The sequence below is a fragment of the Mycobacterium sp. 134 genome, assembly GCF_048282715.1.
GTDB lineage: Bacteria > Actinomycetota > Actinomycetes > Mycobacteriales > Mycobacteriaceae > Mycobacterium > Mycobacterium septicum.
This window is the reverse complement of record NZ_JBLVUN010000008.1, coordinates 814,716-828,052: the sequence shown is the minus strand read 5'-3', so window position 1 is coordinate 828,052 and position 13,337 is coordinate 814,716. Positions and strand designations below refer to the sequence as shown.

General features: G+C 62.7%; 2 protein-coding genes. One reads left to right on the top strand and one right to left on the bottom strand.

The genetic code is table 11. The annotated features are described in order from the left end of the window. Nucleotides 1–35 precede the first annotated feature (35 nt). Entirely contained in the window at nucleotides 36–701 is a 666-nt protein-coding gene (locus tag ACNQVK_RS08650; protein WP_418029195.1) for a methyltransferase family protein, read from the top strand. Between the two features lie 52 nt (nucleotides 702–753). Here ACNQVK_RS08650 and ACNQVK_RS08645 read toward each other — a convergent pair whose 3' ends face one another. Further along, the gene (locus tag ACNQVK_RS08645) at nucleotides 754–13,038 is read right to left on the bottom strand and encodes an amino acid adenylation domain-containing protein (protein WP_418029194.1); all 12,285 of its coding nucleotides are present in this window, start codon (nucleotides 13,036–13,038) and stop codon (nucleotides 754–756) included. Nucleotides 13,039–13,337: the final 299 nt, after the last annotated feature.

The following is a 13,337-nucleotide window of genomic DNA, read 5'->3' as shown; positions in this document are numbered from 1 at the left end:
ACGGCCAAATCATTGCGAGGCTCTTGGGAGGGTCCATGAAATCCATTCTCAAGATGCTGGTGTCGGGCTTCCTCCTAATGCTGTCCCTTTGGTTGCTGTTGTTCGTACCGGCCGGCACGCTGAACTACTGGCAAGCGTGGCTGTTTTTCGCGGTGATCGCAGTCTCGTCCTGGATCTCGAGCCTCTATCTCCTGCGCAAGGCCCCTGCGGTACTCGAACGTCGCATACCGACTTCCGAACCTCGGCAGGTACAGAAATTCTTATCTGCCGCCACACGCTTCTGCTGGTTTGCAATAGTGGTGGTCAGCGCCCTTGACCATCGATTTGGTTGGTCATCAGTCCCGACGGCCATCTGCGTGGCCGGATTTGTCTTGACCGTGATCGCAATCTGGGGAATAACGGTCGTCTTTGCACAAAACAGCCATGCTGCCGTCATCGTCCGGGTGGAGGAAGACCAACCACTGATCTCGTCTGGCGTATACGGAATGGTTCGGCACCCCATGTACACCTTCATCACGTTGATGTCCGTGGGTGCTCCTCTTGCGCTCGGGTCCTACTGGGGACTCGTTGCCGCGATACCCACCCCGCTGGTGTTCGCCTTGCGTATCCGCGACGAAGAAAAGCTGCTCAGAGAAGAGTTGGCTGGTTACCAGCACTACATGCAAGAAGTCCCGCATCGCCTGGTGCCCGGCATCTGGTGACGGAACCAGCCTGAGGGATCCGCGCCGTCCACCGGAAGATGAACCCGCAGGCTCACCTGAGTCGAGGCGGGCATTGGGTCAGATCACGGTGCGGGATGCTGCGCCGAGGCCCGCGAACACCACCAACGTTTGCCACCTCCCGCGTGGGATTCTGAATTTCCTGATCCTGTATATCCTTCAACCGGTTTCCGTATGAACTCAGCGATGAAGCAGCCAACATTTCGTAGTGAGTGCAGTCCACGGGATATTCGGTGAGGTCGCCTGAGACGTAGGGTCGCCAGCTTCGTTGCTGATACCGGAAAGCCATTCGGGCCAGCGCTCCCGGGCGTCGCACTCTTATTCGCGGGATCTTTATTCTTCGCGCAGCAGAGAAGATGACCATATCGCCGCCGAAGATGTCAGGTTGATGCCCCAGAAGCAGAGACCAGTTTGCGTTGAGGCTTTGAGTCATGAAGTCGACCAGTTGATTGGGCGGCAACGCAAGCTCGCCCGATCCGTGTTGCCGGAGTATTTCCTCTACGTCCCGATAGGAAAGGTGTCCCCACCGCCGCGGAATGTCAACACCCCTGGCTTTCAAGACATGTTTGAGCACATGGCTCTGACCCCACGACAAATTCGATGAGACAACCCGCTTGATGTTGACCGTGGGGTCCAGGAGGACCAGTTGTTGGACTTCGCATCCACGGCCTTGCAGCTCCACCGCCATCGCGTGGGCGACGACGCCGCCGAAGGACCATCCCAGGAGTTTGTAGGGCCCCTCGGGGTAAAGAGATTGCAGACGGTCGGCGTAGTTGGCCGCCAGGTCGCGTATGGACGCCGCCTCGATCTCACCATCGCTTGGGACTTGATTGATCCCGATGATCGGCCCGTCCAAATGATCGCTCAATGCCCGATACGACCAGCTCAACCCGTAGCCGTCGTGAATGCAGCACCAGGGAGTTCCGTGACCTGCTTTGAGGGTCTCGACGGGTATCACTTCGTCGCCGCCGTCTCCTCTGCCGATCTGCTGGGCCAGAGCACTGACGGTCGGAGCCCCGAATATGGTGCGTACCGGCAGGTCAGTGTCCAGGCTGGCGTTGATCGCGGCGATCAGCCGCGTCGCCAGAAGCGAATCCCCGCCCAGGTCGAAGAAGGAGTCGTCGACTCCGACCCGCCCCAGCCCCAGCACCTCGGCGTAGATCCTGGCGACGGTCTGCTCGGTTGAATTCGACGGTGCACGATAGCGATCGGCCTCGACGTAGTCGGGTGCTGGTAAGGCGCGGCGATCAAGTTTCCCGTTCACCGTCAACGGCAAGCTCTCGAGCACCACCACCGCCGCAGGCACCATATAACCCGGCAACCGCTCAGCCAACGAAGCACGAACCTGAACCGGCTCAGCAGTACCGGTCACATAACCAACAAGCCGCCTATCCCCCGGCCGATCCTCACGCGCAACCACCGCCGCCTGATCAACCCCCACCACATCAGCCAAAACCGCCTGAACCTCACCCAACTCGACCCGATAACCACGAATCTTCACCTGCTCATCAGCACGCCCCAAATACCGCAACTGCCCATCAACACCCCACGACACCAAATCCCCCGTGCGATACATCCGCACCCCAACCCCACCAAACGGACACGCCACAAACCGCGACCCAGTCAACCCACCCCGACCCACATACCCACTGGCCACACCCCGACCAGCCACATACAACTCCCCCACCACCCCAAACGGAACCTCACGCAACCACTCATCAAGCACAAAGAAAGCCGCCCCCGCAATCGGCACACCGATCGGCACCGACTCCGACCCCGCCACCAACGGCGCACTAAACGACGTGTACCACGTCTCGGTCGGACCATAACCATTGACCATCACCCGACCCGGCGCCCACCGATCCACCAACTCAACCGGACACGCCTCACCAGCCACCACCAACGCCGCCGACTCCAAACCCACCGACGACAACGCCGCCGCCGCCGACGGCGTCTGATTCAACACACTCACCCGCTCAGCAACCAACAACGCATGCAAATCATCAGGCGAACCCGCCACCACATCAGGCACCACCACCAACCGCCCACCACCGAGCAACGCCCCAAAAATCTCCCACACCGACACATCAAAGGCATACGAATGCCACTGCGACCACACCCCCGCAGCAGGCAACCCCACATCCAACGACCCCAACAACCCCGTCACGTTGCCATGCGGCACCGCAACACCTTTCGGAACACCCGTCGTCCCCGACGTATAAATCACATACGCAAAATCACCAGCATCGGGCAACGACAACCCAGAACACGACTGACCAGCAATCAACGGATCATCCACATCGATGACATCCACCCCACACACGCGCAACCGCTCAGCCAACCCACCGGTGCTCAGCGCAGTCACCGGCCCGGCGTCCGCAACGACGACAGCGACCCGCGCATCAGGATGGGCCGGATCGATCGGCATATACGCCGCCCCCGACTTGAGCACCGCCAAGATCGCGACAACCGCCTCCGCCGACCGATTGAGCAACAACGCCACACACTCACCAGGACCCGCCCCATGATCAACAAGCAAGTGCGCCAACCGATTCGAAGCCTCATCGAGCTCCCGATACGTCAAGGAACGCCCTGCACACGTCACCGCGACCGCATCCGGGGTACGCGCTGCCTGCTCGACGAACACCTCCGGAATCGACACCGCAGCAGGCACAGACCCAGTCAGCACTGCGCGGTTACCAACCTCATCGAGTCGACCGTGCTCCGCAACGTCGACCAGATCGACCGACGACAACGACCGGGCCGGATCAGCGATAAGCACCTCCAACACCCGCTCCAACCGGCTGATCAAAGTCTCGACGCTGCGCGCATCGAACACATCCGTACGGAACTCCACCGACCCGGCAATGCCGGCCGGCTCCCCATCCCTACCGAAACGTTCACCCAGCGAGAACACCAGATCCATTCGGGCGGTGTGAGTTTCAGCCACCAATGGTGTCGCCCGCACCTCTCCTTCCCCCGGCTCAGCAGGAGGATCACCGGCGGGGTTCTGCCAGGCCAGCATTACCTGGACCAGCGGATGATGTGACAGGCTGCGGGTCGGGTTGAGGCGCTCCACCAACACCTCGAACGGCACGTCCTGATGCTCGAAAGCGGCCAGGCTACGTTGACGCACCTGACCCACCACGTCGGCCAGGGTTGGATCGCCTGCCAGGTCGACGCGCAACACCAGGGTGTTGACGAAGAAGCCGACCAGCTCGTCCAGGGCGAGGTCACTACGACCGGCGATCGGGAAACCCACCGCCACATCACAACTGCCGCTCAACTTCCCGAGCAACGCAGCCAATGCGGCTTGCACCACCATGAAGCTGGTGGCATCGTGTGCACGCGCTATCCGTACGATCTGTTCCTGCAACTGTGCCGGCCACGCGACGGCCACACTCGCCCCCTGGTGGTCAGCCACGAGCGGATAGGGCCGATCCGTGGGCAGCTCCATGCGCTCCGGCAAGCCGGCCAACGCGTGTTCCCAATACGACACCTGCGCCGCGATACGACTGTCGGGATCTGACAGCTCACCCAGCTGCTCACGCTGCCACAGGGTGAAATCCACGTACTGCACCGGCAACGGCGACCACTCAGGAGCACGCCCGGCACTCCGGCTTGCATATGCCACCCCGAGATCACGCACAAGGGGAGCAACCGACCACCCATCGGCAGCAATGTGATGGACCACCGCCACCAACAGATGCTCATCCTCGGCGATCCGGAAAATCGTTGCTCTCAAGGGGATCTCGACGGCCAGGTCAAACGCCTGACCTACCGCCGCACCGACGGCCTCCTCCAAACGATTCGCAGGCCATCCGCTGGCATCGACGATTTGCCACCCAAGCTCGGCGTGCGCGACCGGCACCACCGTTTGCCGGGGGACCCCGTCGACGGCGGGGAACACTGTGCGCAAACTCTCGTGCCGGCCCACCACATCCGCCAACGCCAGATGGACCGTATCGACATCCAATCCACCACTGATCCGATACGCCACCGGGGTGTTGTAGATCGGTGACGGTCCATGCAACTGTTCCAAGAACCACAACCGCTGCTGGGCATACGAAAGGGGGATGACTGCCGGGCGTTGTTGCGGCGTCAACGGGGCACGTACCCGTACGCCTTCACCGATGCGGGGGGCCAGCTGGGCCACGGAGGGCGCCTCGAACACCGCCCGCACTGCCAGATCCGCATCCAACGTGGTGTTGATGGCGTTGATCAAGCGCGTCGCCGAAAGCGAGTCCCCGCCCAGATCGAAGAAGGAATCATCGACCCCGACCCGCTCCAAACCCAGAACTCGTGCGTAGATACCGACCAGGATCTCCTCGGTGGGAGTGGTCGGAGCCCGATAGCTGTCGGCGTCGACATACTCGGGTGCGGGCAGGGCACGTTTGTCGAGTTTCCCGTTGACCGTGAGCGGCAGAGCCTCGACCACCACGACAATCACCGGAACCATGTAGGCCGGCAGCCGCTGCGACAGCTGAGTGCGCAACTCGACCGGGTCCGCGGTGCCAGTGACGTAGCCGACCAGACGCTGGTCCCCCGGGCGGTCCTCACGAGCCACGACCGCCGCCTGCTCGACCCCGTCCAGATCAGCCAAAGCTGCCTGGATCTCACCCAATTCGATGCGATAGCCCCGAATCTTGACCTGCTCATCAGCACGCCCCAGGTACTGCAACTGCCCATCGGCGCCCCATGACACCAAGTCGCCAGTTCGGTACATCCGCGCTCCCGATTGCCCGAACGGGCACGCCACAAACCGCGAGGCCGTCGATCCCGACCGGCGCGCGTACCCATACGCCACACCCCGGCCGGCCACATACAACTCCCCCACCACACCTGGAGGAACTGGGCGCAGCCACCGGTCGAGAACAAACAGCGCTGCCCCTGACACCGGAGAACCGATCGGGACGACACCGGAACCGGGCCTCAACGGTGCGCTGATCGTGGCGCACACCGTGGTTTCAGTCGGCCCGTAGGAGTCGACCATCTTTCGTCCGGGTGCCCATCGATCCACCAACTCGGTTGGGCATGGTTCACCGCCAACCACCAACGCGGCCAGCTCCAATCCTTCCGGCTGAAGCATCGCCATCGCGGAAGGTGTTTGGCTTAGAACACTGACCTTTTCCGCGACCAGCAGGGCGTGGAAGTCGTCCGGTGAACTCGCCATCGCTTCGGGGATGATCGCCAGTCGCCCACCGTTCAGCAGGGCACCGAACATCTCCCACACCGACACGTCGAACGAATAGGAATGGCACTGTGCCCACACCCCGGCGTAGGGCAGCCCGGCGCCGCCCACAGACGCCGACATCTGTGTGATGTTCCGATGTGGGACCGCCACTCCCTTCGGCACACCCGTGGTGCCCGAGGTGTAGATCAGGTACGCGATATCGTCGGGGGTAGGCACCGCGACCGGGGTATCAGGTTGTGCGGCTACGCGCGGATCCTCGACATCGACAACCACCACATCACCATCGGGCAGTCGCCCCGCCAGGCCCCCAGTGGTCACCGCGGCGACCGGCATGGCATCAGCAAGCATCAACCGGACCCGCGCGTCGGGATACATCGGGTCGATCGGCACATACGCGGCCCCCGACTTGAGCACCGCAACAATCGACACAATGGCTTCAGCGCAACGCGGAAAGAGTACGGCCACAGATTCGCCGGGGCCCGCACCAAGACCAACCAGCCAGTGCGCCAATCGATTCGATTCCTCATCCACTTCGCGATACGTCCACGACCGATCGCCACAGGCCAATGCGACGACGTCGGGTGCACGAGCCACCTGTTCGGCGAGCACCTCCGGAATCGACACCGCGGGAAGCCCAGGGGTGGTCAACACCGCGCGGTTGCCGATCCTGTCGAGGACGGCACGCTCGCCGATGTCCAACACGTCGACCGACGACAACAACCGTTCCGGGTCAGCGGTGATCGCCGCCAACACCTGCTCCAACCGCCCGATCAGGGTCTCGATACCGGCCGCATCGAACACATCGGTGCGGAACTCCACCGAGCCGGTGATCCCGGCGGGCTCACCGGATTCATCCCACTGTTCAGCCAACGAGAACGTCAGATCCACACGGGCAGTCTGGGTATCGGCGGTCAAGGGGCTGATCTGCACCTCGCCCAGACTCGGCGAGGCCGCTTGGCTGTCACCCCGCCACGGCAGGTTCTGCCAGGCCAACATCACCTGCACCAGCGGGTGATGGGCCAGGGATCGGGTCGGGTTGAGCCGATCCACCAGCACCTCGAACGGCACGTCCTGGTGCTCGTAGGCTGCCAGGCTACGCCGGCGCACCTGGGCCAACAGCTCGGCGACGGTGGGATCACCATCGAGTTCCACGCGCAGCACGAGAGTGTTGACGAAGAACCCGACCAACGGATCCATTGCCGGATCGCTCCGGCCGGCGATCGGGAACCCGACTGCCACATCAGAGCTGGCACTTAATTGGGCGAGCAACACGGCCAGTGCGGCCTGCACCACCATGAAGCTGGTGGCGTTGTGTTCGTGGGCCACCCGGGCGACCTGCTGCTGCAACTCGACCGGCCAATCGACCATGACGGTCGCACCACGATGGTCCGCCACCGGCGGATAGGGCCGATCAGTCGGCAGCTCGAGTCGCTCGGGCAACCCGGCCAGCGCCTGCTCCCAGTAGGCCAACTGCTCGGAAATACGGCTCTCCGGGTCGGTCAGCTCACCCAAATGCTCACGCTGCCACAACGTGTAATCCACATACTGCACCGGCAACGGCGCCCACCCCGGGACCTGCCCCGCACACCGACTCGCATACGCCACACCCAGATCCCGCACCAACGGCCCGATCGACCAACCATCACCGGCGATATGGTGCACCACCGCCACCAGCACATGCTCATCCACACCCACCCGGAAAAGGGCTGCCCTCAGCGGCGTTTCAGCAGACAAGTCGAAGCTGTACCCGACGACCTCACCGATCGCCTCCCGCAGCCGATCCGTGGACCAGCCAGTGGCATCAACGACACGCCACCCGATCTCGATCTGGTCTGCAGGCACCACCACCTGCCGCGGCACACCGTCAACCGCGGGGAACAACGTCCGCAAACTCTCGTGACGGCCCACCACATCAGCCAACGCCGCTGCGAGGGCGTCAGTGTCGAGTCGCCCGCTGATCCGATACGCGGTCGGCATGTTGTAGATCGCCGACGGACCCTCCAGCTGATGCAAGAACCACAAGCGCTGCTGGGCATACGACACCGGAATGACAGCTGGGCGTTGCTGCGGAATCAAAGGCTCACGCCGACCGGCACTTTCACCGACTCGCGTCGCCAACGCTGCCACAGATGGCGCTTCGAACACCGAGCGAACCGCAAGATCAGCATTCAGCGTGGCGTTCACCGTATTGATCAACCGCATCGCCGAGAGCGAGTCACCGCCGAGGTCGAAGAAGGAGTCGTCGATGCCGACCCGCTCCAGACCGAGTACCTGCGCGTAGATTCCGGTCAGGATCTCCTCGACTGTTGTGGTCGGGGCCCGATAGCTGTCCACATCGGTGTAATCCGGTGCGGGTAGGGCTCGTCGGTCGAGTTTGCCGTTGACGGTCAGCGGTATGGCGTCGAGGACCATCACTGCGGCGGGCACCATGTAGCCCGGCAGCCGTCTTCCCAACGCCGCCCGAACGGCAGCCGGATCGATTGCTCCGCTGACGGTTTCAGTGACGTACCCGATCAGTCGCTTATCTCCGGGGCGGTCCTCGCGAGCGATCACCGCGGCCTGATCGACCCCCGCCATATCAGCTAACGCAGCCTGGATCTCCCCCAACTCAATCCGGTAGCCGCGGATCTTGACCTGCTCATCGGCACGGCCCAGGTACTGCAACTGCCCATCGGGGCCCCATCGCACCAGATCCCCGGTGGAGTACATCCGCGCGCCCGGTTGCCCGAACGGACAAGCCACGAACCGGGATGCGGTCAAACCCCCGCGGCGGGCATACCCGTAAGCCACTCCCCGCCCGGCGATATACAACTCGCCGACGACACCCGGAAGAACTGGTCGCAACCACCGATCCAAAACGAACGCGGCCGCCCCCGGCACCGGCGAACCGATCGGGACGACGTGGGAGCCGGACTGCAGCGGGGCACTGATCGTGGCATACACCGTGGCCTCGGTCGGACCATAGGCATTGATCATCACCCGACCCGCACCAGCCCACTGATCCATCACCTCCACCGCACAGGCTTCACCGGCGACCACCAGCGCCGCCGACTCCAACCCCTGCGGCGAGAGCATCCCCACCGCCGACGGAGTCTGACTCAACACACTGACGTCTTGATCAACCAGCAAAGCGTGGAACTCGTCGGGCGAACTCGCCACCGCTTCGGGCACCACGACCAAGCGCCCACCATGGAGCAGGGCGCCCCAGATCTCCCACACCGACACATCAAAGGAATACGAATGCCACTGCGCCCACACCGCTGGCGACAAATGCCGATCCAGCGACGCCAAGAACTGGGTGATGTTCTGCTGGGCCACCGCCACACCCTTGGGAACACCGGTGGTGCCCGAGGTGTAGATCAGATAGGCGATATCGTCGGGAGCCGGCTCCGGGACCGGAGTAGTGGGTTGGGCAGCGATGCGCGGATCATCAACGTCGACGACGGTGACGCCGCATCCATCCACTCGCCCGACCAGACTTGGGATGGTCACTGCCGCGACCGGTTGCGCGTCCTCCAGCATGAACTGGATCCGCGCATCAGGATGCATCGGATCGATCGGAACATAGGCCGCACCCGCCTTGAGCACCGCCACAATCGACACAATCGCCTCCCCACACCGGGGAAACACCAACGCCACACACCGACCCGGACCAGCACCCACACCAGTCAGCCAGTGCGCCAACCGATTCGACGCCTCATCCAACTCCCGATACGTCCACGACCGCTCGCCGCAAACCAACGCAGACACGTCCGGTACGCGGGCCACCTGCTGCGCAAACACAACCGGGATCGACAGCGGATCCATCGGTGCCGTCAGCACGCCCCGATTGCCGATCTCATCGAGCCGCACATGATCAGCCGCATCCAGCAGATCCAGTGTCGACAACAACTGCCCCGGATCAGCGGTGATCGCCGCCAACACCCGCTGCAACCGCCCGATCAACACCTCAATACTGCCGGTGTCGAACACATCGGTACGGAACTCCACCGTCCCGCCGATCCCCGCCGCCTCACCAGCCTCGTCCCACCGCTCCGACAACGAGAATGTCAAATCCATCCGGGCCACATGAGTATCGACCGACAACGGACTGACCCGAGCCTCACCCAAACTCGACTCCGCCACAGCACCGGCGGTGAAGTTCTGCCACGCCAACCCCACCTGAACCAGCGGATGATGCGCCAACGAACGGGTCGGCTTGAGCCGATCCACCAACACCTCAAACGGCACATCCTGATGCTCCAACGCCGCCAGGCTGCGCTGACGCACCTGCTCCAACACCTCAGCCCCACTCGGATCCCCCGACAGATCCACCCGCAACACCAATGTGTTGACGAAGAAGCCCACCACCGAATCCAGCGCCGCATCACCCCGCCCAGCGATCGGAACACCCACCGCCACATCCGAACTCGAACTCAACTTCGACAACAACATCGCCAACGCAGCCTGCACCACCATGTACGGCGTCGCATTGCACTGACGGGCCAACTCACGGACCCGATGGTGCAATTCAAGCGGCCAATCCACCTTGGCAATCGCTCCGACATAATCAGCTGTCGGCGGGTAGGGCCGATCCGTCGGTAACTCCAACCGCTCCGGCAGCCCGGCCAGAGCCTGCTTCCAATACTCCAACTGGCCGGAGATCACGCTGACAGGATCTGACTCCACGCCCAGCCAGTTCTGTTGCCATAGTGTGTAGTCGACGTACTGCACCGGCAACGGCACCCACTGCGGCACCTGACCACCAGACCGGGCGGCATAGGCAGCCTGCAGATCAGCCACCAACGGCGCCACCGACCAACCATCAGCCGCGATGTGGTGCACCACCCCGGCCAACACAAACTCATCCCCACCTACACCGAAAAGCCTGGCCTGCAACGGAATCTCAGACGACAGATCAAACGTGTAACCAGCAACAGCCTCGATCGCCTCACGCAGCTCAGCCAGCGACCAACCGACAGCGTCAACGACTTGCCAACCGAAATCAGCCACGTCGGCAGGCACCACCACTTGCTCCGGCACCCCATCGACCGACCTGAACACCGTCCGCAGCGATTCATGCCGACCCACCACATCCACCAACGCCTGACCGAGCGCATCGACATCCAGTCCGCCGGTGATCCGCAACGCCACCGCCATGTTGTAAACCGGTGACGGCCCCTCCAACTGATCCAAAAACCACAACCGCTGCTGGGCATACGACAACGGAATGACATCCGGCCGCGGCTGAGCAACCAACGGCTCCCGCGAACCTGAACTCTCACCGACACGGGACGCCAGGCCTGCGACCGACGGCGCCTCAAACACCGCACGCACCGCAAGATCGGACCCCAGATTGGCGTTGACCGTATTGATCAACCGCGTCGCCGACAGCGAATCCCCACCCAAGTCGAAGAACGAATCATCAACCCCGACCCGCTCCAAACCCAACACCTGGGCATAGATGCCGGCCACCACGTCCTCGACGGGAGAACCCGGGGCCCGGTAGTGATCAATGTCGGAGTACTCGGGTTCCGGCAATGCCCGTTTGTCGAGCTTGCCGTTCACCGTCAACGGCAGCACATCGAGCACCACCACCGCCGCGGGCACCATATAACCCGGCAACCGCTGCGCCAACGCCGCCCGCACCACAGCTGAATCAACTGTCCCACTGATCGATTCGGTGACATACCCGACCAGACGCTTATCACCAGGACGATCTTCCCGCGCGATCACCGCGGCTTGCTGCACTCCGTCAACCTCAGCCAGCGCGGTTTGGATCTCACCCAGCTCAATCCGATACCCACGGATCTTGACCTGCTCATCAGCACGACCCAGATACTGCAACTGCCCATCAGAACCCCACGACGCCAGATCCCCGGTTCGATACATCCGCGCACCCGAGCCACCGAACGGACACGCCACAAAGCGCGTCGAGGTCAACCCACCCCGACGCCAATAACCACACCCCAACCCAGCACCAACCACATACAACTCACCCACCACACCCACCGGCACCGGCCGCAACGACCGATCCAACACAAAGAAACCAAGATGGGCCAACGGCAACCCGACAGGGCTCGCACTACCGACAACATCTGCCTCGCAGATCTCACGGAACGACGCGTGCACCGTCGTCTCGGTAATCCCATACATATTGATCAACCGGGGCGAACCCGGATGTCGATCCACCCAATCGCGAAGACGCTGCGGCTCAAGGGCTTCCCCACCGAAAACCACCGTCTCCAACTTCAACTGACCACTCGGCCCAGGTTCGAGCGCATCAACAGCCTGCAACGCATAAAACGCCGACGGTGTCTGGCTCAACATGGTCACCTGTTCGGCAATCAGCAACGCCAACAGGTCCTCGGGCGCCCGCGTCACCACCTCAGGCACCACCACCAACCGACCACCAAACAGCAACGCCCCCCAGATCTCCCACACCGAATAGTCAAACGCCAACGAATGACACTGCGTCCAAACCTGACCCGCCAGCCCCAACTCCGCATCAAGGGTGTCCAACAACCCCGTCACATTCCGATGAGTGATCGCCACACCCTTGGGCACACCCGTCGTCCCCGACGTATAAATCAAATACGCAACATCATCAGCCACAGGCCCCGGCAACCCCGCACCCGGCAAAGACCCCCTGCACGCATCACTGAAATCAACAACCTCCACACCACACCCGCCGAGCCGGTCAACCAACTCCGAAGGCGCAACCGCTGCAACCGGCCTCGCGTCGGCCACCACGAACTCGATGCGTGCGTCAGGATGCATCGGATCCAGCGGCACATACGCCGCGCCGGTCTTGAGAACTCCCAAGATCGACACAATCGCCTCCGCGCAACGCGAAAACAGCAGTGCCACATACTGCCCCGGACCTACACCGCCGGCCGACAAGCGATGCGCCAACCGATTCGACGCGTCATCAAGTTCCCGGTAAGTCATCGAGCAGCCCTCGAAACTCACCGCTATCGACTCTGGGGCTCGGGCCACCTGCGCAGCGAACATCTCCAGAATCGACGCCGACGAAGACGCCGACTCGGTCAACGCCGCTCGATTACCCCACTCGAACAGCTCAGCGTGCTCATCCTCATCCAGAAAATCCATCGACGACAACCGCCGCGTCAAATCAGCGGTCACGACGACGCCCCCACCGGAGTCGGGCCGCGGTACCAGTCCCGCCGAGAATAAGCCGCGCACAAGTTACCGGCAGCCACTGTTGATCAAGCTGCATAGGCCCTCCCACCGCGAGATGTGCTCCAAGCCCCCGGCCCTTCTATCTGTCTGTTGTTCCTCCTCGCTCTGAAGACAGAAAAGTCACCGTCAGACCAGTTTCAGCTACGTATTGCCTCATTGCAGACCGCCAGCATATCCAGTTGACTTTGATGTTGCGGAGAAAACGCCGATCCGAATGCACCCTGTTGCTGCGCTCCGGCCAT